Origin of the sequence: Mesorhizobium sp. M0904 (assembly GCF_040319475.1) — a bacterium.
Classification (GTDB): Bacteria; Pseudomonadota; Alphaproteobacteria; order Rhizobiales; family Rhizobiaceae; genus Mesorhizobium.
Genome location: NZ_JAMYOC010000024.1, coordinates 13,302 through 37,260 on the forward strand (window position 1 = coordinate 13,302; position 23,959 = coordinate 37,260).

Annotated in this window: 24 protein-coding genes and 1 tRNA gene; 14 read left to right on the top strand and 11 right to left on the bottom strand. The window is 61.2% G+C overall.

The window, feature by feature from the left end; translation table 11 throughout:
• A complete protein-coding gene (locus tag NKH80_RS23430; protein WP_502900990.1) occupies positions 1–843 on the bottom strand; it encodes an urease accessory protein UreD in 843 nt (280 codons plus the stop codon).
• 202 nt (positions 844–1,045) lie between these two features.
• On the opposite strand from NKH80_RS23430, the gene NKH80_RS23435 reads away from it, so the two are divergent.
• The 3 genes from NKH80_RS23435 (at position 1,046) to NKH80_RS23445 (ending at position 3,353) form a co-directional block, all read left to right on the top strand.
• Positions 1,046–1,300 carry an acyl carrier protein gene (locus tag NKH80_RS23435; RefSeq protein WP_023677013.1) on the top strand — a complete coding sequence of 85 codons (255 nt, stop codon included), beginning with the start codon at positions 1,046–1,048 and terminating at the stop codon, positions 1,298–1,300.
• Between the two features lie 4 nt (positions 1,301–1,304).
• A complete protein-coding gene (locus tag NKH80_RS23440; RefSeq protein ID WP_254815821.1) occupies positions 1,305–2,513 on the top strand; it encodes a beta-ketoacyl-[acyl-carrier-protein] synthase family protein in 1,209 nt (402 codons plus the stop codon).
• A gap of 135 nt (positions 2,514–2,648) precedes the next feature.
• On the top strand, positions 2,649–3,353 hold the full coding sequence (locus tag NKH80_RS23445; protein ID WP_352993755.1) for a glutathione S-transferase family protein: 705 nt from the start codon (positions 2,649–2,651) through the stop codon (positions 3,351–3,353).
• Between the two features lie 21 nt (positions 3,354–3,374).
• On the opposite strand, the gene NKH80_RS23450 is transcribed toward NKH80_RS23445, so the two are convergent.
• A complete protein-coding gene (locus NKH80_RS23450) occupies positions 3,375–3,503 on the bottom strand; it encodes a hypothetical protein (RefSeq protein WP_302893450.1) in 129 nt (42 codons plus the stop codon).
• Between NKH80_RS23450 and NKH80_RS23455 the strand changes: the two genes are divergently transcribed.
• Positions 3,496–3,777: a hypothetical protein gene (locus NKH80_RS23455; protein ID WP_352993758.1), complete on the top strand. Its 282-nt coding sequence runs from the start codon at positions 3,496–3,498 to the stop codon at positions 3,775–3,777. The two genes, NKH80_RS23450 and NKH80_RS23455, sit on opposite strands and share 8 nt — an antisense overlap.
• Before the next feature lie 44 nt (positions 3,778–3,821).
• Here NKH80_RS23455 and NKH80_RS23460 read toward each other — a convergent pair whose 3' ends face one another.
• Both NKH80_RS23460 and NKH80_RS23465 read right to left on the bottom strand, forming a co-directional pair.
• On the bottom strand, positions 3,822–4,442 hold the full coding sequence (locus NKH80_RS23460) for a nucleoside triphosphate hydrolase (protein WP_352476977.1): 621 nt from the start codon (positions 4,440–4,442) through the stop codon (positions 3,822–3,824).
• Positions 4,443–4,518: 76 nt separating this feature from the next.
• Positions 4,519–5,625, bottom strand: coding sequence for a hypothetical protein (locus NKH80_RS23465; protein WP_352993762.1), 1,107 nt, complete (start codon positions 5,623–5,625; stop codon positions 4,519–4,521).
• Between the two features lie 221 nt (positions 5,626–5,846).
• Here NKH80_RS23465 and NKH80_RS23470 point away from each other — a divergent pair, with 221 nt between their 5' ends.
• On the top strand, positions 5,847–6,740 hold the full coding sequence (locus tag NKH80_RS23470) for a D-alanyl-D-alanine carboxypeptidase family protein (RefSeq protein ID WP_352509371.1): 894 nt from the start codon (positions 5,847–5,849) through the stop codon (positions 6,738–6,740).
• 37 nt (positions 6,741–6,777) lie between these two features.
• On the opposite strand, the gene NKH80_RS23475 is transcribed toward NKH80_RS23470, so the two are convergent.
• Positions 6,778–7,587 (bottom strand): AraC family transcriptional regulator, encoded by an 810-nt coding sequence (locus NKH80_RS23475; protein WP_352993765.1) that lies wholly within the window; start codon positions 7,585–7,587, stop codon positions 6,778–6,780.
• A 311-nt stretch (positions 7,588–7,898) separates the two neighbouring features.
• Here NKH80_RS23475 and NKH80_RS23480 point away from each other — a divergent pair, with 311 nt between their 5' ends.
• From NKH80_RS23480 to NKH80_RS23500, 5 genes are all read left to right on the top strand, one after another.
• Positions 7,899–8,819, top strand: coding sequence for a zinc-binding dehydrogenase (locus NKH80_RS23480; RefSeq protein ID WP_352993768.1), 921 nt, complete (start codon positions 7,899–7,901; stop codon positions 8,817–8,819).
• 162 nt (positions 8,820–8,981) lie between these two features.
• Positions 8,982–9,058 (top strand) — tRNA-Arg (locus NKH80_RS23485).
• 220 nt (positions 9,059–9,278) lie between these two features.
• Positions 9,279–12,407 carry a helicase-related protein gene (locus NKH80_RS23490; RefSeq protein WP_352975412.1) on the top strand — a complete coding sequence of 1,043 codons (3,129 nt, stop codon included), beginning with the start codon at positions 9,279–9,281 and terminating at the stop codon, positions 12,405–12,407.
• A 21-nt stretch (positions 12,408–12,428) separates the two neighbouring features.
• Positions 12,429–16,385: a type ISP restriction/modification enzyme gene (locus NKH80_RS23495; protein WP_352993771.1), complete on the top strand. Its 3,957-nt coding sequence runs from the start codon at positions 12,429–12,431 to the stop codon at positions 16,383–16,385.
• A gap of 204 nt (positions 16,386–16,589) precedes the next feature.
• Complete coding sequence (locus NKH80_RS23500; protein ID WP_352539901.1) at positions 16,590–16,823, top strand: hypothetical protein; 234 nt, start codon at positions 16,590–16,592, stop codon at positions 16,821–16,823.
• A gap of 106 nt (positions 16,824–16,929) precedes the next feature.
• On the opposite strand, the gene NKH80_RS23505 is transcribed toward NKH80_RS23500, so the two are convergent.
• Together NKH80_RS23505 and NKH80_RS23510 are read right to left on the bottom strand one after the other, a co-directional pair.
• Positions 16,930–17,244: a hypothetical protein gene (locus NKH80_RS23505; protein WP_352993774.1), complete on the bottom strand. Its 315-nt coding sequence runs from the start codon at positions 17,242–17,244 to the stop codon at positions 16,930–16,932.
• Between the two features lie 74 nt (positions 17,245–17,318).
• The gene (locus tag NKH80_RS23510) at positions 17,319–17,837 is read right to left on the bottom strand and encodes a metallophosphoesterase family protein (RefSeq protein ID WP_352993777.1); all 519 of its coding nucleotides are present in this window, start codon (positions 17,835–17,837) and stop codon (positions 17,319–17,321) included.
• 367 nt (positions 17,838–18,204) lie between these two features.
• Here NKH80_RS23510 and NKH80_RS23515 point away from each other — a divergent pair, with 367 nt between their 5' ends.
• Positions 18,205–18,426: a hypothetical protein gene (locus tag NKH80_RS23515; protein ID WP_352736864.1), complete on the top strand. Its 222-nt coding sequence runs from the start codon at positions 18,205–18,207 to the stop codon at positions 18,424–18,426.
• Between the two features lie 94 nt (positions 18,427–18,520).
• The gene (locus tag NKH80_RS23520; RefSeq protein ID WP_352993781.1) at positions 18,521–19,069 is read left to right on the top strand and encodes a DNA-3-methyladenine glycosylase; all 549 of its coding nucleotides are present in this window, start codon (positions 18,521–18,523) and stop codon (positions 19,067–19,069) included.
• Positions 19,070–19,102: 33 nt separating this feature from the next.
• On the opposite strand, the gene NKH80_RS23525 is transcribed toward NKH80_RS23520, so the two are convergent.
• On the bottom strand, positions 19,103–19,369 hold the full coding sequence (locus NKH80_RS23525) for a DUF3606 domain-containing protein (RefSeq protein WP_352476970.1): 267 nt from the start codon (positions 19,367–19,369) through the stop codon (positions 19,103–19,105).
• Between the two features lie 169 nt (positions 19,370–19,538).
• Here NKH80_RS23525 and NKH80_RS23530 point away from each other — a divergent pair, with 169 nt between their 5' ends.
• Both NKH80_RS23530 and NKH80_RS23535 read left to right on the top strand, forming a co-directional pair.
• A complete protein-coding gene (locus tag NKH80_RS23530; protein WP_352820283.1) occupies positions 19,539–20,033 on the top strand; it encodes an EF-hand domain-containing protein in 495 nt (164 codons plus the stop codon).
• A gap of 168 nt (positions 20,034–20,201) precedes the next feature.
• Positions 20,202–20,543 (top strand): antibiotic biosynthesis monooxygenase family protein, encoded by a 342-nt coding sequence (locus NKH80_RS23535; protein WP_352820285.1) that lies wholly within the window; start codon positions 20,202–20,204, stop codon positions 20,541–20,543.
• A 25-nt stretch (positions 20,544–20,568) separates the two neighbouring features.
• Here NKH80_RS23535 and NKH80_RS23540 read toward each other — a convergent pair whose 3' ends face one another.
• From NKH80_RS23540 to NKH80_RS23550, 3 genes are read right to left on the bottom strand one after another with little or no spacing between them, the layout of a single operon-like run.
• Positions 20,569–21,402, bottom strand: coding sequence for an SMP-30/gluconolactonase/LRE family protein (locus NKH80_RS23540; protein ID WP_352820287.1), 834 nt, complete (start codon positions 21,400–21,402; stop codon positions 20,569–20,571).
• 7 nt (positions 21,403–21,409) lie between these two features.
• Positions 21,410–23,176 (bottom strand): CoA-transferase, encoded by a 1,767-nt coding sequence (locus NKH80_RS23545; RefSeq protein ID WP_352993786.1) that lies wholly within the window; start codon positions 23,174–23,176, stop codon positions 21,410–21,412.
• Positions 23,173–23,958 (bottom strand): enoyl-CoA hydratase/isomerase family protein, encoded by a 786-nt coding sequence (locus tag NKH80_RS23550; protein WP_352507019.1) that lies wholly within the window; start codon positions 23,956–23,958, stop codon positions 23,173–23,175. Before NKH80_RS23550 ends, NKH80_RS23545 begins: the two co-directional genes overlap by 4 nt.
• Between the last annotated feature and the right edge of the window lies 1 nt (position 23,959).

Below are 23,959 nucleotides of genomic sequence, written 5' to 3' on the forward strand. Positions count from 1 at the left end.
TCAGAGTGACCATAATTTGGGCAGGCCCGCCCGTCCGTTGAGCAATTCGACAAGCGGCACCAGCCGCTTGCGGAGCTGGTAGCCGTCCTCGGCGAACAGCCGAGCAAGAAGCTTGCCAGATTTCCGCACGCTCCAGAAACTGACGCCGCCCTGGCCGCCGACCATGGCCCGGGCCGGCTCGAGCAAAGCTTCTGCCCGCGGCGACACCATCAGCAGCGTCGCCACCGCGATGCCGCCACCGGCAACCGCCGGACGATTCAAGGTGACGGCAATGTCGGGGCCGATGCGGAACTCCTCGGCGTGAATCAGCGCCCCGTCCTGGCGGACGCGCCAGCGGTCATGGAATTGGCCTTGCCAAGCCCGTTCACCCATGGCCAGGCGGCCGAAGACGGTAGCTTCCAGGATCAGCGCCTCGGCTCCGGCGGCAAGCTCCACGTCAAGCGTGCGGGCAAAGGCCGAGCGGTCGAAGACGATGGTTTCCTGCGGCAGCCAGGCAATGTGGCCGCCTTCGCCGGCGCTCAATTGCACCCGCACTTCGGCGCGGTCGGATGCGGCGCGGTAGATTTTCTCGCAGGCCTGCGTCGTTATCGTTGCGGACGCGCCGGCACCGACATCGACCTCCCAGGCGAGACGGTCGCCACCGGTCAGCCCGCCGGCGGTGTTGATCAGGACGGCTTCGAGCGGATCGGCCGAGACTGCCGGCATGCGGATCTTGGCCGCGCCGTCCTGGTACAGGCGCCGAAGACGCGTGCGGCCTCCGTTCCAGTCGCAGCCAAGCCGCGCAACGCCGGCAACGCGCTGGGCCGGCGGCACTGAGGTCAAGCTATTTGCGATCGTGTCCACGACACCAACGTTAAGCACTGCGGCGGCTTTGTCGATATATAGCTTGTTGCTTGACAGCGTTTCGGTTTCTATAGAGGGAGCCACCTTGGTACGGTCACCGGCGCCTGGCGGGGGTAAAAGGCGACGATGACGGCGTAATCGAGCACAAAAGGGGCGCTGATCAGTTGGCGTCGGGAAACGACAGAGTTGGGGAAGAAACCGAATGGCTGACCAGCTGGCAAACGATATCATCGCCAAGATCAAGGCTCATGCCGAGCCGGGCGGCGAGGAAATCACCACCAGTACCGAACTGACCGCGCTTGGCATCCATTCGCTGGAACTGACGGAGATCATCTTCGACCTCGAGGAAGAGTATGGCATCGAAATCGAGATGAACACGGTCGATGCCTGGAGCAATCTGAAGAATGTCGGCGACATGGTCGAGGCGGTTCGCGCGCTGATCGCGAAAAAAGCCTGACTGAATGCACAAGCGCATCGTCATCACGGGCATCGGCGGGTTATGCGGCCTCGGCACCAATGCACCGGCAATCTGGAATGAGATGCGCGCCGGCCGTTCGGCAATCGGCGCGATCGACAATCCGCTGCTGCATGATCTGAAGGTCAAGGTCGGCTGCGAAATCAAGGCGCTTCCCGAGCACGGCATCGACCGCAAGCAGGTCGTGTCGATGGACCGCTTCAGCCTTCTGGCGACGATCGCCGCGCGGGAGGCGGCACAGCAGGCGGGATTGAACCCGCACGCGGCCAACACCTACCGGATGGGCACCATCGTCGGCGTCGGCGTCTGCGGCTGGGAGGCAATCGAAGAGAACTATCGCGCCATCCTGCTCGAAGGCAAGAACCGCGCCGGCATCTTCACCGTGCCGAAAGTAATGCCGGGCGCAGCCGCCGGCCATGTCAGCATGAATCTTGGTCTGCGTGGACCGGTGTTCGGCATCACCTCTGCCTGCTCGTCATCCAACCACGCCATTGCCTCGGCGGTCGATCAGATCAGGCTCGGCCGGGCCGACGTCATGGTCGCCGGCGGCACCGATGCGCCGCTGGTCTGGGGCATCCTCAAGGGCTGGGAGGCCCTGCGGGTATTGTCGCCGGACACCTGCCGGCCGTTTTCGGCCGACCGCCAGGGGCTCGTGCTCGGCGAAGGCGCCGGCATGGTAGTGCTGGAAACGTATGAGCATGCCATGGCGCGCGGCGCCGCTATCCTTGCCGAAATCGCCGGCGTCGGCCTTTCCGCCGACGCCTCCGACATCGTCGCGCCAACTATCGAAGGGCCTGAGGCGGCGATGCGCTTCTGCCTCGTCGATGCCGGGCTCAATCCGGAGGACGTCGACTATCTCAACGCGCATGGCACCGGCACCAAGGCCAACGACCAGATCGAGACGGCGGCGATCAAACGCGTGTTCGGCGACCATGCCTACAAGCTTTCTGTCTCCTCGACCAAATCGATGCATGCCCACTGCCTCGGCGCATCCGGCGCGCTGGAAATGATCGCCTGCGTGATGGCGATCCGCGAAGGCATCGTGCCGCCGACCGCCAATTATCGGGAAGCCGACACCGACTGCGATCTCGACATCACGCCGAACGTGGCACGCGAGCGCGCGGTGCGCACCGCGATGAGCAACAGCTTCGCCTTCGGCGGCACCAATGCGGTGCTGGCGGTCAAGGCCGTGTGACCACACCCTTGCGATCCCTTCACCGGGGCCGGTGAAACTTTCCATGCGCATATTGATCGCGCCAGGCGTCGCGCCTAACTCACTGCGACCCGCCATGACCATGCCGCTCGGCGCGGTCCCCGACCAGGAGTTTCGATGACCGATCTGTCCGCGTTTCCGATCGCCAGGCGCTGGCCGGCGAGCCACCCCGACCGCATCCAGCTTTATTCGTTTCCGACGCCGAACGGGGTGAAAATATCGATCGCGCTGGAGGAACTTGGCCTGCCCTACGAGCCGCATGCCGTCGACATCGGCAAGAACGAGAGCTGGACGCCGGAATTCCTGTCTTTGAACCCGAACGGCAAGATCCCGGCGATGATCGATCCGGACGGCCCGGGCGGCAAGCCGATCGGCCTGTTCGAATCCGGCGCCATCCTGCTTTATCTCAGCGACAAGACCGGCAAGCTGGTCCCGGCAGACGCAACGCTGCGTTACGAGACGATCCAGTGGGTGTTCTTCCAGATGGCTTCCATCGGGCCGATATTCGGCCAAGTCGGTTTCTTCCACAAATTCGCCGGGCGCGAAATCGCCGACAAGCGCCCGCTGGAGCGTTATCGCGACGAGTCGCGACGGCTGATCGGCGTCCTCGAAACGAGGCTCAAGGGCCGCAGCTGGATCATGGGCGACGATTACACCATCGCCGACATTTCGATGCTTGGATGGGTGCGCAATCTGATCGGCTTTTACGAGGCGCGGGACCTCGTCGGTTTCGACGATTTTCCCGGCGTGGGCGCATGGCTGGAGCGCGGCCTTGCCCGGCCGGCGGTGCAGAGGGGCCTCGCCATTCCGGCCAGAGCCTGATCAGAACCCTGACTGCCCCGGCTATTTTGCCTTGGTCCGGGGTTTCGAGCCGCCCTTGCCGACTACGGAAGCGGCAAGCGACGCCGCACCTTTGGCGGTCGCAAGCACGGCACCGGCGGCGACATTGGCCGTTGCCTTAACGGTGCGCATTGCGCTGCCTGCGATCGATCCTCTGCTGCTTGCCGACCTTTTGGCCTTGGGTGCAGCGGCTTTGGCCGCGGCAGGCATCACCTTTTTCGGCGCCGCCTTGCCAAAGGTGGGCTTTGCCGCGTCCTTGGAGCGGGCCGCCCCGGCCGGGCCGGCGCTGGTTTTCGCTCGAGTGATTTTTGATCGTGTTACCTTGCCCTTGGCGGGCGCAGGCTTTCTTGCCATGGTTTCCATCGAACCGTTCCCTCATGCGGCACAATTGCCGTGTCCGGGATAACGGCCTGAAAGTGTTAAGGTTCCGGCCGAACAGTCCTTACCAGATCAGGCCTGTCCACCGACCACCAGGTCGGCGGGCCGCCGACGGGCAAGCACGCGATCGATGTTCGGCATGTCGTTGGAAGCAATCCAGGCGCGCGCGTCCTCGTCGGACCGGCCGTGCTCGTGCCATCGCTCGAGCAGTCGGCGCTCGAGCTCGGCGCGCGGCACGTCAACGAAGATCGAGTAGTCGAACAGCGGCGCCAGCCGCGTCCATGGCTCTTCGTCGAGCAGCAGGTAATTGCCTTCGACCAGGATGAATTTGGTCTCGGCGGCGATGATCGCAGCGGCGGCGCGCGACAGCTCCATGCTGCGGTCGAACACCGGGATGGCGATATCCGGCTCGCCAGCGCGGATGCGCTTAAGCAGCGCTTCGAAGCCGGCAAAATCAAAGGTTTCCGGGGCACCTTTTCGCTGGCGAAGGCCGCGCCGCTCGAGCACGACGTCATCGTAGTGGAACCCGTCCATCGGCACGACTTCCGCCGTGCCTTCCGGCAGCAGGTCATGCAAGCCTGCCGACAATGTCGACTTGCCGGCGCCGGGCGGACCCGCAATGGCAACAATGAAGCGCGGCGCCTTGCCGGCGCGCTTGAAAATGGTAGCGGCGAGATGGGCGATCTCAGACATTGGCATCCGTTAAGATGGTTCTGGCGCATTTTGGCGGCAGTTTTCGAAAATTTCAAACGCGGCTTGTGCCAGGCCTTCAATCGGGCCTGGACTGGCCGATCCGCAGGAAATCGCCGTCGAAGCCGATGTCGCGCACGGCGCCGTCTCCGGCCAGGATGCGCATGCGGCCCGGCGAGGTCGTGACGTCGCGCGGCGGCTCGCCGGACGGCCATGGCAGCGCGCCGATGACATGGCGGAACGAAAAGCGGCGCCCTTCGGCAAGGGCAAAGGCGGTCGCCACGCCTTCATGCTTCAGCCAGTTGTCGCCGAGCGACGCGGCATGGCCGACGGCCGTGCGGCCGTCCTCGATGCCGAGCACGCCGCGGTGGCGGCCGCTCCATGGCGCGTAATCGCGCCCGCCATTGCTGACCCACAGCATGGTGACCGGCAGTTCGGCCGGGTTCTTCAGCACCAGCACGAGGTCGGCTTCCGCCTGGCGCGCCAGCGCGGTCCAGCCCGGTCCGCCATGGTCGGCCTCGACCAGCGTGACGAAGTCCTCACGCAGCTGGTCCATGCGATAGGCGGTCAGGTCGATCGTGCCGCCGTCGGCGGCGGGAAAGCGCGTCAGGTCGGTGCTGCGCGCCGGGTAGGCGAGCAAAGAGCGGCCGCGGGCCGGATCGGGCTCCGGCGCTTCGTTCGGCGTCGCGGCAAGGCGCTTCGGCGAGAAGGCCAGGCTGCCGCCGGCTTTCATCACCGTCATCGGGTGATGGGCGACCGGAATGGCGCCGGCCCCGCCGGAAAAGACGTGTTCCTGATAGAGAAAGGGATGATCGTCGCGCACGATCAGGATCTTGTCGACGGTTGCGCCGATGACCCGGCGCTGCAGCCGCAAGACGGCGCGCCAGCCATCGACCGTTGCCGCGCTGTCGACGACGTCCCAGCGACTATTGGCCGGCCAGCCATGCAAAGGTGCCGCTTCGACGTCGCTGACCGAGAACGGCGCGCAGAGGAAATCGCCGGACAGGTGGACGGTACCTTCAGGCAGATCTTTCGGCAGCGTCTCGCGCGGCTCGCCGACCCAGGGTGCGCGATGCAGCGGCTTCAGCCGACGGCCATCGATATCGACCGCCATGTCGGCGAGATGGCCGACGGCAAGATCGACCGATACCGAAATGCCTTTTGCCGTGATCGTGACCGTATCCATGTGCACCTACCGATTCTGCCGGGGCCAACAAAGCCCACTCGCCGCCGGTTGCGCAAGCGTGGTGGCCGGCAATTCTCATCAGCCGGCTCGGCACAGCGGCCATGTCGGCCTGTGGACAGGGCACCAATCCAGGGCCCCGACCGATATTAACCAAATGGACTGCGCCTTTGCGGTAGGATAGCTTCGCCTCGTCTCAGAAACAGCCTGCCTTCGGAACTGACTTGTCCGCCTTGCGCTTCTTTTCGCTCATCCACAATTACGTCGCGGTGCTGGCGCTGCTGCTGTTTGCTGCCGGCTGCACGACGGTGACGCCGCCCGACAGCGTGCTGGCCGTGCCGGCGCCGCCGCAGAAATATGCCGCGATGGTCATCGACGCCGGCACAGGCAAGACGCTGTTCGAGGTCAATTCCACGGCGCCACGCTATCCGGCGTCACTGACCAAGATGATGACGCTCTACCTTCTTTTCGAGGCGCTGGAGTCGGGGCGGATCAGCAAGGAGACGCAAATTCCTGTATCGGACAACGCCGCGCGGCAGCCGCCGACCAAGCTGCGGTTCAGGCGCGGCGAGACGATCGACGTCGATTCGGCGATCCGCGCCATCGTCGTCAAATCGGCCAATGACGTGGCGGTCGCCGTTGCCGAATATCTCGGCGGCAGCGAAGAGGCGTTCGCCGGCATGATGACCGCCAAGGCGCGCCAGATCGGCATGAGCAGCACCGTCTTCCGCAACGCCTCGGGCCTGCCGGATGGCGACCAGCACACGACGGCGCGTGACATGGCGGTGCTCGGTATGGCGCTGCACACCCGCTTCCCGCAGCATTTCCACTATTTCTCCGACAGCGACTTCATGTTCCGCGGCAGGCTGGTGCGCGGCCACAACGACATGCTCGGCCGGGTGCGCGGCGTCGACGGCATCAAGACCGGCTATATCAGAGCTTCGGGCTTCAACATCGTCACCTCCTATAATGCAGACGGGCACAGGCTAATCATCGTGGTGATGGGCGCCGACAGCGCTCGCCAGCGCAACGACCACGTCGAGGCGCTGATCCAGCGCAGCCTGTCGACGGCGACGGCGAATGCGACGACGCGGCTGCTGTATGCCGAGCAGCAGTGAGGGTTGACGTCCGGGTGGGCGGCGGATCGGGGGCTCATCAGGCGACAAACGCAGAACCGCCGTTTTGCGCGACACTGCTGAGATACTTTGCCGGTGGCTTGCCAAGCGCTTTCTTGAACATGGTGATGAAGGCGGTGACCGATTCATAGCCGAGATCGGCCGAAACCTGCTGCACGCTGGCGCCGGAGGCCAGCTCGCGCATCGCGACGATCAAGTGCAATTGCTGGCGCCAGCGCCCGAAGGTCAGCCCTGTCTCCTTGACCACGAGACGTGCGAGACTGCTCTCGCTGAGCGCGACGCGATTGGCCCATTCCGCCAGGGTGCTTCGGTCGGCAGCATCTTCCGCCAGCGCCGCGGCGATGCGCCTCAAGCGCGGCTCGGACGAGATCGGCAAATGTAGCTGCTGGACAGGCATGCGCGGCAGTTCGGTGAGCAGTACCCTGGTCAGGAGCTCGCCCCTCCTATCATCGTCCTCACCGCGATCCGCCAGCTCGATGATGAGCTCGCGCAGCAACGGCGAGATCGAAAGCGTGCAGCACCGGTCCGGCAGGTCGGCAGCTCCCGGTTCGATATAGACGAAAAAAATCCGAGCATTGGCGGTCGCGACGTTGCTGTGCTGCATGCCACCCGGAATCCACACCCCGCAATGAGGCGGCACCATCCACAGGCCGCTGGGAACGCGACATGTGACGCCACCGCCCAGCGCGAAGACGAGTTGCGCCTTGCGGTGGCGATGGTCCGGCACCTCGGCCCTGGTCTCGGGAACGTCGACGCGCACGGCAATTGCCGGTGCAAGGACGTCATCGGGATTGAAATTCGGCCAGGGGTAGCGAAGCGGCTGTCTCATATTGACTGATTTTAGCGATCATGTGACATGATAGCTAAATTATTCCATCGGCAAAGTCGATAGGCTCCGACCGCGAATGAGTCAGGAGCCTGCAAAGACGATGAGAAAGATTGTTCAGACGCCCGGCGGTCGTGCTGAAAGACCGGGCGGTGGATCGCATCGTCAGCGGCCATCGGAGACGGCGACAGCTTGGCCTGTTCGGCCCGCTGCATCGACGTGCGGCTGGGCTCCGAGATCCTCCGCCCCGCGCCTGCCCCGCCAAGCCGGGCACGTCCGAGGCATGGCACGCCGCAGCAAGGACGCATGACGCCATGCTCGCTTTAATCACCTCTCTCAACAGCGCCACAGGGTTGAAGCTCGCCGAGCTTGACGAACCCGAGCCCGCCCCGCACGAGGCGCTGGTCTCGGTCCGGGCTGTCTCGCTGAACCGCGGCGAACTGCGCCTGCTCAACATCCGCCCGAACGGCTGGGTGCCTGGCCAGGACGTCGCCGGAATTGTCGAGCGCGCCGCGGCCGATGGCTCCGGGCCGGCCGTCGGCGCCCGCGTTGCGGCTCTGGTCGACGAGGCGGGGTGGGCCGAAAATGTTGCCGTTCCAACCGACCACCTCGCCATCCTGCCGGACGACGTCAGCTTCGTTGCCGCCGCCACTGTTCCGGTCGCAGGCACGACCGCGCTGCGGACCCTGCGCCTTGGCGGCGAGCTGGCCGGCCAGCGGGTCCTGATTACCGGCGCAAGCGGCGCGGTCGGCCGTTTCCAGGTCCAGCTCGCCAGCCGGCAGGGCGCGTTGGTGACGGCGGTCGCCGCCTCCCGGCATGCCGCGGATCTCCGCAACCTGGGAGCCGGGCGGGTCGTCGAAACGGTCGAGCTGGCCGAAGGACTGTTCTCGCTGATTGCCGAGTCGGTCGGCGGCGATAGCCTCGCACACGCGATCGAACGGGTGGCGCCTGGCGGGACCGTCGTCATTTTCGGCTCGAGCAGCGGCGAACTCACGCCCATCGGCTTCCGCCAGTTCGTGCCGGGTCACGAGGGCGCGCGGCTTCAGACCTTCGCCTACTACACGTCCGGTCCGGAGGTCGGCGCCGACATCGCCTCGCTGCTCGCGCTGATCGCAGCCGGCCAGCTCGAAACGCGCGTGGTCCTGACCGTGCCGTGGCGGGACGTCGGCCAGGCCCTCGACGCGCTGCGGCAGCGCAGCATCAGTGGCAAGGCGGTGCTTACCGTAACCGAATGAGCAGCCGCGGCCGCCGGACGGGACAGGTATCTATCCCAGGGGCCGCTACGGCAACGTGAGTCCGTCCGCGATTGCCCGTTGAAGCCGGCGCCTGCTTCCGCTAAGAAGCCGTGGCTGGCCGGTTTACCGGCTGGTTCGTTTTTGGGATCGCCGATCCTGAAGGCACCCGTAGCTCAGCTGGATAGAGCGCTGCCCTCCGAAGGCAGAGGTCACAGGTTCGAATCCTGTCGGGTGCGCCAAACTCCACAGAATTATCTATAGTTTTTGTTTCGACCCCGTTCTTTTGCTTTCCGTTGTGTGGTTGAGGTAACACGCATGTTGTATTCACCATTCCGCGCTCAATTCTCCGGCGGCTTGTGGTTGCAAGGCGCAGGATGCACAAGGCACCTAGAGTAGGCTTGCTTCGCCTAATAATGACGCAATAGGTTGCGATCCAGTCTCATAACGGCGGAATGCTGAATGCCCAAGAGATCGAGTCACAAGTCAGGCAGTGAGCTATTCATCGTCGACAATAGTGCCGAGGAATGGAAAGCTCTCAGGTACTTGCGCGATTGGTGCCAGATCTCGAAGGCGATTGATATCGCAACGGGCTATTTTGAGATCGGCGCCTTGCTGGCCTTGGAAGGCGAATGGCAGAAGGTTGGAAAGATACGCATCCTTATGGGGGATGATGTCTCGCGACGTACCAAAAGGGCGTTCGAAGCTGGGCTCGAGCGCATCCAGCAAAAGTTGGACTTCAGCGTAGAGCAGGAGAAGCTAAAGAACCACTTCCTGAGCGGAGTCGGGTCGATTGTCACCGCTATCGCATCAGGTCAAATTGAATGCCGAGTGTATCGAAAAGACAAGTTCCATGCGAAGGCCTACATCACACATGGAATCTTGGAGGTCGTGGGGTCGTCGGCCCTTGTTGGCTCGTCAAATCTCACATTGCCGGGCTTAACTGAAAACATTGAGCTGAACGTCCAAATCACAGGCACTCCGGTGGCGGTTTTGCAAGAGTGGTTTGAAGAGCGCTGGGAGGAGGCAGAAGACGTTACGCCCGACATCCTGTCAGTGGTGGAGCGCCATACTCGTAGCTACTCTCCTTTCGATGTCTACGCACGGGCGTTACAGCAGTATTTCGAGGGGCACGAGGAGACCGCCGGCGAATGGGAGACGAATTCTTCATCGATTTATCCCGTTCTGGCGAAGTATCAACGCGACGGGTATGCCTCTCTTCTAAAGCGAGCCGAACGGTATGGCGGAGCATTCCTCTGTGATGGCGTAGGCCTTGGCAAAACCTTCGTCGGGCTGATGTTGATCGAGCGCTTCGTGAAGCACGAACAGCTGAATGTTGCGCTATTCGTGCCCAAAGCGGCAAAGGGGCCTGTTTGGGAGCGAGAGCTGGCAAAGCGCCTGCCCGATGTCTTCAAGGGGTTCAGTCATCTCAAGATCTTCAGCCACACTGACCTGATGCGTGACAAGATGGCGGATGAGCTGGAGCAAGTTAGAACCCAAGCTGATGTTATCATCGTCGATGAAGCGCATCATTTCCGGAATACCGGTACGAGGGGCAGCGAGGGTGAAGGCCGCAGATCACGCTACTGGCGGCTTTACGATATAGCCAAGGGCAAGCAGATTTACCTTCTCACCGCCACACCGATCAACAACAGTCTTCTCGATTTTCAGCACATGGTTGAGCTGTTCTCCCAACACAAAACAGACCATTTCGCCGAGGCGCCACTCGGTATCCATTCGCTCCCCGGCCACATCCGGCAGCTTGAGAAGGCTATCGAAAAGGAGATTTACGGTACGACAGGCGAAGAACCGCTGGACCTCAATCTTGCAGATGCCGCACCCAAATTGTTCGCGGATCCTTTGTTCGATGCCCTCGTCGTCCAGCGCAGCCGGCGCTATGTGAAGGAGAGCATGGTGAGGGAGGGTCCCGGCGAAGTTCTATTTCCCGAACCTCGCAAACCGAAAGTAATCAACTATTCGGTCAAGCAGACATATGGGAAACTCCTGGACATGGTGGCAGTCGCCTTCCAGAAGCAAGCCCCGCTCTTCGTTCTCGGCATCTACAATCCTTACGCCTACTATAAAGGCGGAGATCCTGATGTTATCCCAGCGCTCGAACGCGGGCGGCGGCAGCAGGTGGTTGCACTCATTCGGACGAGCTTCTTGAAGCGGTTCGAAAGCTCGGCTGAAGCTTTTCGGCAGTCGTGCTGGGGACTGCTTCAGAAGCTGCTTGCGTGGGCTGAGGTGCATGCCGAGACGGCGCACGAGAAGTCTTCCTTGGAGCGCTGGAAGCGCAAGAACGCCAAACTGCTGGACTATTCTCCACAACTCGACCTCCTGTCCGAGGAAGAGGAGGATGATTTGGTCACCCCTGAGCTGCTGGATGCGGTCGAAAAGCTCCCCCGCGACGATTTCGCCGTTGACGAGATTCTGCAGGATACGCTGCAGGATCTTGAACAGATTGCTGACTTTCTCAATGAACTTGAAAATTTCAAACCGAGGCAAGACAAGAAGCTCACTGAGCTGATCAAGCTTCTGAACACTGACCCGGTGGCCAGCAAGCACAAGGTGCTGATCTTCTCCGAATTCGGCGACACGGCGCGATACCTGGCGGAGCAGCTTAAACTGGCCGGCATCAAGGGCGTCGATCAAATCGATAGCAACACGTCGGGAGATCGCGCTCGGATCATCGAGCGATTTTCACCATATTACAACGAAAGCTCCCGTGGAGCCCTGGTCAAAGCCAGCCGGGAAGAAATTCGAATACTCATCTCGACCGATGTGCTGTCCGAAGGCCTCAACCTTCAGGACGCAACACGGCTGATCAACTACGATCTCCATTGGAACCCGGTGCGGCTGATGCAACGCATTGGCCGTGTCGATCGGCGGATGAACCCGGAGATCGAAAAGCGCATCGTCAGGGATCATCCAGACCAGCAGTTGTTGCGGGGCACCGTAGGGTATTGGAACTTCCTGCCGCCTGGCGAGCTCGACGACCTTCTGCGTCTCTATCAAAGGGTGTCGCACAAGACGCTCCGCATTTCAAAAACGCTTGGCATCGAGGGGCGTAAACTCCTCAGCGAGGACGATGACTACGAGGATCTGAGGAACTTCGACGAGCAAATGGAAGGCACGATCACTGCCGACGAGACAATGCATCTGGAATGGCAGGACCTGTTGCGCCATCACTCAGGTCTGACCGATACGGTTATGGCATTTCCTGACGGTATCTTCTCAGGCAAGGAGCATCCGAAGCCCGGGAGCAAGGCAGTCTTTTTCTGCTACGCGCGGCCAGGCTATGACAAGGATGCGAGCTCAAAGTCGGGCGAAGACGAGTGGACTACGAACAGCGGCGACGTGAAATGGTATCTCTACGATCTCTTCGCGGGCGTCGTCAGGGAGGAGGCGTCGGGCATCATCGACCTGATCCGCTCCGCGCCCGAAACACCCCGGCTAACGAAGATGGAGCGACCGGCTCTGTCCGATATTCGCGTGCTGGTCGAAAAGCACATTACCAAGACATACCTGCGCAAGGTGCAGGCACCATTGGGCGTCAAGCCTATACTTAGGGCATGGATGGAACTCGGCTAGGGCGGGTTTCGGGGGCAATCGATGAACGACATTACTGCCACACAACTGGCGCGAGTGACTAGTTTTCCGAAATTGGTCGACCTGCTGCGTGACAATCTGGAATGGCCGATCGGTCAAGATTACGGTTTCGACGACATTGTCTACGAATACGACGCTGAAGACCTCGGGCTTAAAGTAGACGAAATTGCCAAGATCCGCGAGATCCACCAGCTGCGGCCACTGATAACGGGTCAGCCTTGGGGCATCTTCTTCATCTCGTTCGAAGACAAGAGTATTTCGGTGACGGTACTGCGGCGCATGCTGCGGGCACTGGTGGTCAAAAAACGTTCCAGCGCTCAGACTGCCGACCGCCAATCCTGGAAACTACACGATCTGATTTTCGTCACCAATTTTGGCAAATCGGGCGACCGTGAAATCGCCATCGCCCACTTTGCCGATGGGGCGGAAACTGGCGATCTTCCGGTACTGAACGTTCTGGGCTGGAATGGCAAAGACACCAGATTGCACAATGCACGCGCCGCAGAATTGCTGCAGCACCGTCTTCGCTGGCCAGATGACACAAGTAATCTAAACGTCTGGCGAGCAAGCTGGTCGGCGGCTTTCGAGTTGCGCCACGGCCAAGTGATCAAAACATCGAAAGATCTGGCAATCAGGCTGGCGGCCTTGGCAACCAACATCCGCGCTCGCGCCAATCAATTGCTCGCGGCCGAAAACGACAAGGGGCCTATGCGCACGATGCTGGAGGCCTTCCGCAAGAATCTGATTCAGGATTTGGACGCTGACGGCTTTGCCGACATGTTTGCCCAGACCATCGCATACGGTCTATTGGCCGCCCACATTTCGCGGCCGTCAGGCGGACTAGTCGCCGACAATCTTGTCGACATGGTTCCAAAAACCAACCCTTTCCTGCGTGAACTATTTGGTACCTTTCTGTCCCTCGGCGGTCGCGACAAACGCAAGGACATCGATTTTGATGAGCTTGGCGTTCGGGACGTGGTGACCCTGCTCACAGACGAGCACACGGACATGGCAGCAGTCCTGCGCGATTTCGGCGATCGTAATCCCAAAGAAGATCCCGTCATTCATTTCTACGAGCTATTTCTGAAAGAGTACGACCCGAAGAAGCGCATGCAGCGCGGAGTATTCTATACGCCGAGACCGGTGGTTAACTTTATTGTGCGGGTAGTAGATGACTTGCTGCGCAGCGATTTCGATCTGCCGCTAGGTCTGGCCGACACAACTACCTGGGGCGAGCTTGCTACGCGTAACGACAAGATCCGTATCCCGGCGCATGTGAAGTCCGACGCGCCATTTGTGCAGATCCTGGACCCGGGAACGGGAACGGGAACCTTTCTGGTCGAAGTGATCGACTTGATTGATAGAAGGATGAAAGCGCTCTGGAAAAGCGAAGGCAAGGGGGAACAAGTAATACAGACCCTTTGGGACGCGTATGTCGCCGAGCACCTACTGCCGAGATTGACCGGTTTCGAGTTAATGATGGCACCCTATGCCATCGCTCATATGAAGATCGGCATTGCGCTCCTAAATACCGGTTATCAGTTCGGCTCTGATGAACGCGCCCGGGTTTTCCTGACTAACGCCCTCGAGCCTGCTCGAGATCTTGATATGGAGTTCGTCTTTATGGCGGAGGCGCTGGCGCATGAGGCCCAGGCGGCTAACGACGCCAAGGCGAAATCCGCTTTTACGGTGGTGATGGGTAACCCTCCCTATTCAGTAAAATCATACAACAACGGCAATTGGATTCTCGCTCTTTGCGAAGATTACAAAAGAAATGTTAGGCAAGAGGAGAGTCAGATTCAAGGGCTTTCAAACGATTATATTAAATTTATACGGTTATCTCAGTATTATATAGGGAAATCCAGCGCTGGTATCGTCGGACTTATAACGGGGCATGGTTATTTGCTTGGCACTCAACCGCGAGACTTGCGACACTCACTCTTCAATGAGTTCTCTCGACTTATTGGCACTGACTTGAACGGTAGCCTCCGGAGAGATTCGGTTGATGGCATCGATGAACCAATTTTCGAGATTATTACTGGTGTGGCTATCGGCCTTTTTAGCCGTTTAAGCATCCCCAACGAAGGGGCGTTAGCAAGCTACCAAAGCATTGAAGGAACCTTTGAACAGAAGGAGAGCTGGATGCGTAGCGCCACAATCGAAGAGCTCAAAAGGCATGCAGTACATCCGACGGCGCCGAACTACTTTTTTTGGCGCCGCGGCGGCCTTGAGTCAGAATTTGAGGTATTCGCTGATTTGCCGACAATTTTTGGCACAGGTGATCGCGCTAACGATAAGGAAAAGTATTGGTCTACGGGCTTCGCTACGCAGCAAGATGATTTTGCAGTCGCATTTTCTGAAGATGAACTTTTTGGAAGAATGCACGATTTATCCATCTCTTCATCTCGCAAGCAGATCAGCAACGAGTTTAGAATGTGTTCTACTAATCAGTGGAACTATAGTGATGCAGTCAAATATGCACTGGGAACGTCATGGAAAGGTGATATTTCTTTAGTGGCATTCAGGCCTTTCGACTATCGATACTCTATTGTAAATCGAAGCGTTATGACGATTCTAAAGGAGAAAGTCCAAGGAAATTTCGATATCGATAATATAGCTCTTTTGACTTCCAGGTTAGTGAACGACTCGAAGTTTGCCCATGTCTTTTTAAGCACACGGCGAACAGACAAAATATTCCTTTCGTCGAAGAGTTCGACTAATACATATACGCTCCCCCTGTGGCTCAAACCTTCTGCTGGCGAAACATACCGCCGCCCGAACGTCAATGGGAAGTATGCAGTTGCGTTCGCTGCGACAGTCGACCTGCTTTATGAAGACGGCATGCAGCGCCGTCAGCAGGGGAGCCTAAGCGCCGCCGTATGGGATGGACGAGGTGACCTCGACAAGACCTTCGGCCCGCGCGATCTGTTCGACTGGATTTACACTGTTCTACATTCAACCGGCTACCGCACGCGATATGCCGAATTCCTGAAATCCGATTTCCCGCGCATCCCTTCGCCTAAGGACCGAGACACCTTCGCCGCCCTCGTGCCACTCGGCCGTGCGCTCGTGGCTCTGCATCTCCTGAAACCGGATGAGGCACCCGCGCTGCAGAACCCGGAAATCCGTTTCGCCGGCCATGGTGAAGCCCATATTGAAAAGGGTTTCCCGCAATACACGAATGGAAAGGTGATGATTAATGCATCGCGTTGGTTCGAGGATGTGCCGCGCGAAACATGGGATTTCTATGTTGGCGGTTATAAGGTCTGCGAGAAATGGCTGAAAGACCGCGCTGCCAAAGGCGGCAAGAACCCATCAGCCGGCCATATTCTGACCGATGACGACATCCTCCATTACCGCCGCGTCGTCACTGCCCTCACGGAAACGCGCCTTACTATGGCCGAGATTGACCGTGTCATCGATGTCCATGGCGGATGGCCCAAAGCCTTCTACATACCCCCTCCACCGCCGCCAACGGTCGAGGAAATCATACAGGCCGACGAGAGCAGGGAGCTTGAGTTCAAAAGCACATTCCAATGGGATGTGCGCGAGCGAAAGCAGAATAAGGATTTACAAAAAAGCGTCCTCAAGACCCTCGTGGCCTTTATGAATTCAGGCGGCGGCACACTTGTGATCGGCGTGACCGACGACAAGGAGATACACGGGCTGGACGATGACTTGAGCATCACCAAGGGCAGCCTCGACGTATTCGAGCAGACATTGTTGAATGTTTTTTCCAGCGCAATCGGTGTGGCTTACGCCCAGCACATTGTGATGCGATTTGCCGATGCGCCTGGAGGAAAGAAAGTGTGCGTCGTAGACGTGAAAGCGTCGCAGGAACCCGCCTTCCTTGAGTTCCAAGGTAAACACGAGTTCTTCATTCGTCGGGGCAATGCTTCCGTCAGTTTGAACCCGAGCGAACAACACACTTACACTCGTCAACGGTTCGCAAAGGCATAGAGGTCACGACGCGTGCCTGCCAGCGAGCTGAGAGGCTCTCTTCATCCGCCGGGTGCGCCAACCTGCGATCTGTCGATCCCTAAACTTCAGCCACATCTCTGCAGACGGACGTCACCACGGCCACCCCCCGATCTCACTGATGCTCTGGAACTCAATCGGCCTCGAACGATTTCTTCATCAGCAGATTTCGAAGGAGACGCCCCCGTGCCCGCACCGCCCGAAATGGATGTCGTTCTCGAAAAGCTGCCGTTGAGGATCGGCGCCTACATACCTGACGATTTGCTGGAGGACTGGTTCGCGCCGGGGACGGGCATGAACCCGGTCAGCAAGGAGGCGCTTGCCGCCGCCAAGAATTACGGCTGGCGCTTCGAATGCGAGTTCAAGCACTACCCCGAACGCAAAGAAGGCGTGTTCTGGAAGTGGGTGCCGGCGATCTGACCGGCGCTGGACGGTTCATCGTTCCGCGGAAACGCAGAACCGGTCTATCTTATTGTTTGACGTAAATACCGGACGGAAAACCGCTTCACACTTTTCCTGGAATTGCTCAGCCTCCGCCTATCGGCGTCATCACCTTGCCGGTTCCGCCGCATTCGGGGCAGGTCTGGCCGTCGATCATGCCTGACCCTGCACAGCGCCGGCAAATGTTCTCGCCAGCGCCGGGGACGCCTGCCGGAACCTCGTCCATGTTGGTTTGAGCGGCCTGCCGGGACTTGCCCTGCAGCTTGTTTCTCAACCGGGCGACCGAGCCTTCGTCGACCTCGAGCGGCCTGCTGCTATCGTCCGGCAGGCCTTCGCCGGATTGGCCGATGGTTTCATTGCGCGGCCGGTCGTTCGCGCCTGTCGTGATCTTCTGAGCCATTGCCGTTGCCTTTACGCCTTGCAATTTTTCGAACGCCTCAGCTCCGCAGAGGTTCCGGTTGCGGCCAGCCGACTTCAGCCGGGTTTTGCCCGCGCCGGCCGGCGGCTGCGGCTGGTGAGGATGGTGGGAAGCGTGACCGGACGAAAATCCCAGCTGTCGACACCGACGTCATACTGGCGTGTGACCGGGGTGAGCCGGCCGTGCGAATGGCCATGCAGGTCGATCGACCTCCGGCCGATCTGGTTCCAGGTGCGAAAAGGATAGTGGCAAAGGATCAGCAGGCTGCCGCCGAGCGTCAGCTCCTTGTAGTGTTGCGTGCTCGCCCAACCCGTCGCGTCAATGGTGGCCGCAGCATCGTTGTTGCCGATGATCAAGTGCTTGCTGCCATGAAGAGACGCCAGAAGCGACGACACGAACGCGGCCGATCCCCTGGCAAAATCGCCGAGATGCCAGACCTCGTCCTCCGGCCCGACAGTCTCGTTCCAGAACGCAATGAGCGCCCGATCATGCTCCGCCAGCGAGCCGAACGGGCGGCGGTCGATGCGCAAAATGCGCGGGTCGCTGAAATGCGTGTCGGCGGTGAAGTAGATCATGCGCTGGAGCCTGTTTCGAACTGCCGATCTGGGCGCGTGGCGCACCAAGTCCATGTTGCTCTCCCCAATGCTTGCTCAACCCGCTCGATCGTCGGTTGTTCCTGTAAACAGGCCTAGGCGGCTTCCGCTTGTTGGAACTTTAAGAAGGGGGAACTTTAAGAAGGGAGAACTTTAAGAAGGGGAACTTTGAAACGGGGGAACTTTGAAATGAGACGCAGGTTAGAATGCTTGAGGCCGATGCTCTGAAAGGACCTCGACGATGACCGACGCAGCACCCGTTGGGCGAAGCCCGGCTCAAGCGCGGGGCGATATCGACGCCGGGCGCGGAGGGGATAAGACACCGGGAATCGACCCAGCCGCGGCTCCCATGGAAACGGACGCGGAATCGGCCGGCAGCGTTCCGGCAAAGGATCGGTCTGCGCCTCATGAAAAGCCGGAGTTCACCAACCAGGCGAGCTATGCCAATGCGATGCGTCCGCTGAAGGATGAGCCCGACGTCCAGCCGCGCCGATATGGGCCGGTGCTGGTGATTGCCGCCATCGTCGTGCTGGCCGCGGCGGTTTTCATCGGCGCAGCCATGCTGCGCTGAATATCGCAGATCCGAGAGCAGTGGCTGGACATTTTGCTTCCGGTCCGGGAACTTGCTGACGCGCCAGGTTGAGGCGCGATCAGTCCGGTGCACGTTGACCACGAACCAGGAATTCTTTGCCCGAGACGCCACCACCGTGGCGCGCGACATGATTGGCGCGACGCTGCTTTTGCACGGCGTTGGCGGCATCATCGTCGAGACCGAGGCCTATCGCCCCGATGACCCGGCTTCGCATGCTTTCGGTGGCAGGACGGTGCGCAATGGCGCAATGTTCGGCACCCCAGGCAGCGCCTATGTCTATCGCTCCTATGGCCTGCACTGGTGCCTCAATGCCGTGTGCCTGCCCGGCAGTGCCGTGCTCATCCGCGCAATCGAACCGCAATCCGGGCTGGAGGTGATGCGGGCCAATCGCGGCATTGACGACCCCCGGCTGCTTTGTTCGGGACCGGGTCGCCTTTGCCAGGCGCTGGCAATCGACAAATCCCATGACGGGCTGCCGCTGGACGTGCCGCCATTCGAATTCAGGCAGCCGGGCGACGCCAGCGCCATTCTTACAGGCCGCCGGATCGGCATTTCCAAGGCTGTCGATGCCGAGTGGCGGTTCGGGCTGCGCGGCTCGGATTATCTGAGCCGCAAGTTCTGACGCCTGCGGCAGCGGCAGAGCAACTGCCTGGCATCACTCGTCGGGTTTGCCGAGATGCATGGGTGTCGCCTGCTGGCGGGCTTCCCTGGTCACCTCGTCGGCTCCGGCAGGTGAAATCCCCCGCAACGCCTTCGCGGCTTCGACCAGGCGCCCGCGATCATTGCCGAAGCTCTTGATCAGCTGACGGACCTGGTCGGCGGTGATGCCGTTCTGCTGGGCAAAATACTCGACTTCACGGTCGTCTTCCGCCGAAACGCGATCGCGGTCGCGGAAATCCCGCTTGCTCTTATCGTCGGCCATTTTTTCCTCCTGGTGGAGCTTTGCATCAACGGCAACGTGGGCAAGCGGCTTTCGTTGCCGCCACCAGGCGGACTTTTGCGCGGTCGAGCCGACTGACCAGGAACCATGAGGCGAGCAGCCGGTTTGGCTTGGATGCAGCAGCCACCAATTCATACCGATGGAGATTACGATGACGCTCGCAAGCAAAACCACTGTAATTGCCGCGGCGCTGGCTATGTTGGCCGCGCCGGCATTCGGCCAGACGAGCCCGCCCGCGCCCGCAGCTCCGGCGCCCGGAATGAGCGGGCAAAGCCAGGATGCCATGCGCGATATGATGCGCCAGATGATGACCGAGATGTTGGAGGAGAGAATGCAAGAGGATCGCGCGCCCCGGGCGGAACGGCGTGGTCGCGACCGCCGGCATCACGACTACAGGATGGGCACGCCTGACCGAGATTGGGAGACGGGTGGCGGCGGTGGCATGGGACGGGGGATGCATGGCGCGAGGATGCGAATGATGTTCGCCATAGTCGATGCCGATGGCGACGGCGCGCTTTCTCAGGCAGAAGTCCAAGATTTCGTCGGGCGGATATTCAACGCCGTCGATGAGGACGGTGACGGCAGCGTCGACATGCAGGAAATCCGGTCCTTCTTCCACGGAGGCGGCGCCGAGGACCAGGAGTAAGTCTCCCACCGGTCGGCAAGAGGCCTAGCCGGGCAGCGCCACCTATGTCGGCCGGGGAAGATGAAAAGTCGCTGGCAATGGGATACGAGGCTGCCAGCCGGGGAGATCCGTTCCTTGGCTGGCCTTCGAACGCCGGCGGACCAATCAGACCAGCAGGGATTCGTTGCCATGACAGAGAAAATTACGGAGAAAACTCCGACCATCGCCCGTATCTGGCGCGGCAGAACCGTGCCTGAAAAGGCGGATGCCTACGAGAGTTACAATTACGAAGCCGGCATCAAGCCGCTGATTGAGAAGGCACTGGGCGTGCAGACCTTTCGCGAGGACACGCCGAGCCATTCGGAATTCGTGACGATCTCCTATTGGGAAAACGTCGAGGCGATGGCGGCGTTCACCGGCGGCGATCCGACGAAGATCCACCATCTGGAGCGTGACGAAGAGTTCCTGATCGAGCTGCCGTCGAGGGTGCAGGTGCTGCGCATCCGCTCCAGTCACGGTCGCCTGCAATAGCCCTGGTGAGCGCCGCCCGCTTGATCTAGGAAATCGCCGTCAGGTCGATCTCGGTAATGTGCCAGCGGCCGAGATTTGCGGTGTAGAGCTTATCGCCCTTGAAGGCGATGTTGGTGGGATGGGCGAGCGTGGTTGCCGCCGGATCCTCGATCAGCACCTCGAGCCCGCTATCCTGTCGCCAGCGATAGATGCGGCTCGGCTCGTAGCACGAGATGAACAGCGAACCGTCCGGCGCCACGGCGACGCCATCGGGGACGTTGTTCACGCCGTCCACGACGAGCTGGCGAGGTCCTGCCGTGCCGTCGGCACGGATCGGCACATAGCTGACGCAGGCCGCGTGGCTTTCCACGACGTAAAGCCCATTACCATCCGGCGCCATCGCCATGCCGTTGGCGAAGGCCATGGCCTCGCGGCACCACAGGCCGCCTTCGCCGGTCTTCAGATCATAGCGGAAGATACCGGAGCGGTTGTCTTCGCCGAGGCTATCGGAGACATAGAGCCAGCCGCGCGCCTCGTCGACGATCGGATAGTTCGGCACGCGGATGCCGGCCGAAGCGAAGCGTTGCATCTCGGCCACCGCGGCATCCCAGCGAAAGACCGCCGCATGTCTGAGATCGCAAGCAAAGCAGTTGCCTGCGCTATCGAAAGCGATGCCAAGCAGAAAGCCTTCCGTGCCACCCATCCGTTCGACCGAGCTGCCATCGGCGGCCAGCCGCAACAGGTCGCCGGTTTCGGTGCCGCACCAGATCGAGCCGTCGCTATGGATGGCCACGCCTTCAGGATGCGCGACGCGCGGGTTGGTGAAGATGCCGTCGAAGAAGATCTTGGCGGCCGACATTTCGAGCAACGGCTTTGCCATGGGACCTTCAGCCTCCTGCGGCCTGCGCGGCGATGCAGCGCTCGACCATGATGCGGTCGGCCGCGAGTATCTCGGCGATCAGCGCGCCGCGCTCCTTGGCGCTGACGAATTCCAGTCGCCGCAGGCCGAGCGGGTCGATCCGGTTTCGCAGGACATCGAGCGTTTCGTTCGCGGGCAGCGGAACGTTGCGGCAATCGGCAGCGAATATCACAGCAAATCCGGTGGCATCCTGGATCTGCTGGCGCGTCACGCCCGGCATGGTCTCGATGACGGCCAGTTGCCGGCTCTCCCGGTCGAGCCGAAACACACAAAGGTCGGTGAACACTAGCGCCGCGCCGGTCCGGTAGCCCATCGGCTCGCGTTCGGCCTGCGTCAACAGTCCGCGCGCCGAGCTGGCGATCTCGACCGCATCGACCAGCGACTGCACGGAATGGCGGGGGACGTAGAGCAGATAATCGCGGTGCATGTTGGCGACATCGGCCATGCCGCCTTGCCCGGGCAGCCGGATGGCGCTGCCATCGCGTTTGCGCAAGGCTATGGTGTTGACGCGGCCGCGTCGATCGACCTGCGCGGCACCGACGATCTCATGCGTCACTGCGCCGGCCTGATAGTAGGTCGAATAGGTGTCGTCGCCGCCGGCATGCGCCACCGCCGTTTCGCAATCGAGGCTTTCGATCAGCGACAGGATCATCGGGCTCGGCGCGATGTCGAGATGGCCGCAACTCATGGTGGCGATGATCATGTCCGGCGCGTGCGTCGCTTTGGCCAGCCGATAGGCGACATTGGCCAGCGGCGACACCGCGCCGGCACTGGCAAAGCTGTCATTGTCGAGTTCGGCGGCGATGCGGGCGGCGATGATCTCGTCGATGGACGCCTGCTTTTCACCGTGCACGAGCCCGGGCATGGCGAGGACTGTCTCAGCCCGGACTTTTGCAGCGTCTTGAACCCGCTCCGGCACGCCTTCCGAAGGCATGCTCAGGCTGTCCGACAAAGGTGTTTCCTTGGCCGCGAACGTCCCCGCCAACGCTTGATAATCCGTCACATAGAATGGCAGGCAGGAGGCGGGATAGGCGCCGCCCGGCGCCAGCGCTATGGCCGACACCTGATTGCGGGTCAAAATGCTTTGCCGGCCGTCATGGCGCAGCGCCCCGACCGGGACGATTTCCTCAAGCGTGACCAGCACCTGGCGCGCCGCGCCGGCCATGGCGAAATCCAGCGCCCGCGGCCCGATGATCTGGACATTGCCGCTCTCGTCGGCGCGCTGGCCATGGACGACGAACGTGTCGAGCCGCAAGGCCGGGATGAACCCGATCTCGGTTCTGGCAATGGGATCTGGCACGGCGATCGCGCCCGGCACGCGCGCCAGCATGTCCGAGCCCTCGGGAAGCTGAAACGGCATCGACGGCAGGTTCTGCTGCGCCGCCCGCAACGCCTGGATCATGGCCAGCGCCGTCCAGTCGCGGACCGGCACGGCATTGGTCTCGGCGGCCGCGCGGAAGCGCGGCGGCAAGCCAAAAATGTCGAGGCTGGAAAAGCAGATGTCGATCTCCGCCACGGCATCCGCTTCGAGGAGCAGTTCGAGCGGCAGGCCGCCGGCCCAGCAGACATAGCGTAGGCCTTTGACGCCCGAGCGGGCGATGGCGCGCAGCAGGGCGATCGGCAACCGGGCAAAATGATGCCCGCCGACGCCGAAGACATCGCCGCCGCCGACCATCGCGGCCAGGCTCTCGACATCGGTGAAGCGCGGCCGGTTCGGCTTGACCAGGGATGTCATTGCCCAGCCTTCGGCCGCGCGGCGCTTTTTTCGGCGAACGCCTTCACCCGCTGCTGGCCGGTCTCGCTACGATAAAGCCGGCCCAGTACGTCGCGCTCCATGGCAAGGCCTCCCGCCAAGTCGCCCGACACTGCGTGCGCTGTCAGCGCCTTCAATGCCTCGATCGCGGCAGCCGGTTCGGCGGCTATCATGCCGGCGAGTTCCAGCGCCCGCGGCATCAGCTTTTCGGCGTCGACGACTTCGTTGACCAGCCCGGCGGCGACGAACTCGGAAGCCGGCACGATGGCGCCGGTCATCAGCAAAAGGTTGGCGCGGTTGCGGCCGAGCTTTTGGACGCTGCGCTGCGTGCCGCCGCCGCCGGGGACCAGCCCTAGCTTGATCTCCGGCAGGCCGAGCTTCGCGAACTGGTTCGCGATGACGATGTCGCAACACAGCACCAACTCCATACCGCCGCCGAGCGCAAAACCATTGACCGCGGCGATGACCGGCTTGCGGTTGTTCTCGACTGCCGCATACATGCGCGTGCCGGCGGCCTGGAAGGCGTCGAACTCGATAGCTGTCTGGGCAGCGTATTCCTTGATGTCGGCGCCGGCCATGAAGCCGCGCCCCTCGCCGGTCACTACGATCGCGCCGACGCCGTCATCCTGCGACAGCGCCTCGAAAACCTCGGTGATCTCGCTTTGCATCAGCCGGTTCATGGCGTTGAGCTGATCGGCGCGCCGGAAGGTGACGACTGCGACGCGCCCGGATATTTCCAAGCTGAGTGTCTGGTAAACGCTCATC

Excerpts from the sequence above, each read along its gene's own strand:
- NKH80_RS23525 (WP_352476970.1), bottom strand. The coding sequence starts at position 19,369 with ATGGCCGACGATAAGAGCAAGCGGGATTTCCGCGACCGCGATCGCGTT.
- NKH80_RS23480 (WP_352993768.1), top strand. The coding sequence starts at position 7,899 with ATGCTCGCTTTAATCACCTCTCTCAACAGCGCCACAGGGTTGAAGCTC.
- NKH80_RS23495 (WP_352993771.1), top strand. The coding sequence starts at position 12,429 with ATGAACGACATTACTGCCACACAACTGGCGCGAGTGACTAGTTTTCCG.
- NKH80_RS23450 (WP_302893450.1), bottom strand. The coding sequence starts at position 3,503 with ATGCGCACCGTTAAGGCAACGGCCAATGTCGCCGCCGGTGCCGTGCTT.
- NKH80_RS23465 (WP_352993762.1), bottom strand. The coding sequence starts at position 5,625 with ATGGATACGGTCACGATCACGGCAAAAGGCATTTCGGTATCGGTCGAT.
- NKH80_RS23515 (WP_352736864.1), top strand. The coding sequence starts at position 18,205 with ATGGAAACGGACGCGGAATCGGCCGGCAGCGTTCCGGCAAAGGATCGG.
- NKH80_RS23545 (WP_352993786.1), bottom strand. The coding sequence starts at position 23,176 with ATGACATCCCTGGTCAAGCCGAACCGGCCGCGCTTCACCGATGTCGAG.
- NKH80_RS23550 (WP_352507019.1), bottom strand. The coding sequence starts at position 23,958 with ATGAGCGTTTACCAGACACTCAGCTTGGAAATATCCGGGCGCGTCGCA.
- NKH80_RS23445 (WP_352993755.1), top strand. The coding sequence starts at position 2,649 with ATGACCGATCTGTCCGCGTTTCCGATCGCCAGGCGCTGGCCGGCGAGC.
- NKH80_RS23535 (WP_352820285.1), top strand. The coding sequence starts at position 20,202 with ATGACAGAGAAAATTACGGAGAAAACTCCGACCATCGCCCGTATCTGG.
- NKH80_RS23435 (WP_023677013.1), top strand. The coding sequence starts at position 1,046 with ATGGCTGACCAGCTGGCAAACGATATCATCGCCAAGATCAAGGCTCAT.
- NKH80_RS23475 (WP_352993765.1), bottom strand. The coding sequence starts at position 7,587 with ATGAGACAGCCGCTTCGCTACCCCTGGCCGAATTTCAATCCCGATGAC.
- NKH80_RS23460 (WP_352476977.1), bottom strand. The coding sequence starts at position 4,442 with ATGTCTGAGATCGCCCATCTCGCCGCTACCATTTTCAAGCGCGCCGGC.
- NKH80_RS23530 (WP_352820283.1), top strand. The coding sequence starts at position 19,539 with ATGACGCTCGCAAGCAAAACCACTGTAATTGCCGCGGCGCTGGCTATG.
- NKH80_RS23505 (WP_352993774.1), bottom strand. The coding sequence starts at position 17,244 with ATGGCTCAGAAGATCACGACAGGCGCGAACGACCGGCCGCGCAATGAA.
- NKH80_RS23440 (WP_254815821.1), top strand. The coding sequence starts at position 1,305 with ATGCACAAGCGCATCGTCATCACGGGCATCGGCGGGTTATGCGGCCTC.
- NKH80_RS23490 (WP_352975412.1), top strand. The coding sequence starts at position 9,279 with ATGCCCAAGAGATCGAGTCACAAGTCAGGCAGTGAGCTATTCATCGTC.
- NKH80_RS23540 (WP_352820287.1), bottom strand. The coding sequence starts at position 21,402 with ATGGCAAAGCCGTTGCTCGAAATGTCGGCCGCCAAGATCTTCTTCGAC.
- NKH80_RS23510 (WP_352993777.1), bottom strand. The coding sequence starts at position 17,837 with ATGATCTACTTCACCGCCGACACGCATTTCAGCGACCCGCGCATTTTG.